The sequence below is a fragment of the Oleiphilus sp. HI0067 genome, from assembly GCF_001635735.1.
This window is the reverse complement of sequence record NZ_LWFI01001348.1, coordinates 1-693: the sequence shown is the minus strand read 5'-3', so window position 1 is coordinate 693 and position 693 is coordinate 1. Positions and strand designations below refer to the sequence as shown.

The 693-nt window shown below is 47.0% G+C and carries 2 pseudogenes; both read left to right on the top strand.

Annotated elements, in window-relative coordinates:
* Positions 1 to 216: pseudogene (locus tag A3739_RS31025) on the top strand (malate:quinone oxidoreductase); the annotation flags it as partial.
* Positions 210 to 693: pseudogene (locus A3739_RS21400) on the top strand (NAD(P)(+) transhydrogenase (Re/Si-specific) subunit alpha); the annotation flags it as partial. The pseudogenes A3739_RS31025 and A3739_RS21400, both read left to right, overlap by 7 nt.

The window sequence follows — 693 nt, the reverse complement described above, 5'->3', positions numbered from 1 at the left end:
GTCATTGAACGTTGTATGCCTGAACTGACTCAAGGCAGTCACTTAGTCACGCTTCAATCGCTAATTCCAAGTTACGGACACTCATTGAAAAACGATGCTCAACTCTTAGCAAATGTTAGAGCATTTACACATTCAACACTGGGCTTATCAGATTCAGTAAGCACAGTGCCAAGCTTTTTAGAATCAAACCCTCATATGGAGTCAACCTTATGTTGATCGGAATTCCGAAAGAATCTCAAGCACAAGAAAATCGCGTTGCGATTATTCCTGCTGGCGTGCCAGAACTGCTTGAGGCCGGTTACGAAGTTATCGTTGAACAAGGTGCTGGCGACGGCGCACACTTTACCGATGAAGAGTACCGCAATAGCGGTGCAATTATCGCTGATGATGCAGAGTCACTGTATCGACAAGCAAATATTGTCGTGAAGGTTCTCGCACCTACAGAAGAAGAAGCAAAGCTTCTTCGTCCTGAGTCGACATTGATCAGCATTATGGAGCCGTGGGATAACGTTCCACTAATTCAAAATCTTGCAGCACGCTCTATCGACTCGTTCGCCCTTGACCTTGTGCCACGTTCAACGCGTGCTCAATCTATGGACGTATTGAGCGCAATGGCTGGCATCAGTGGTTATCGCTCAGTATTGCGCGGCGCGATGTCTTTGCCTCGTTACTTCCCGATGCTAATGACGGCTG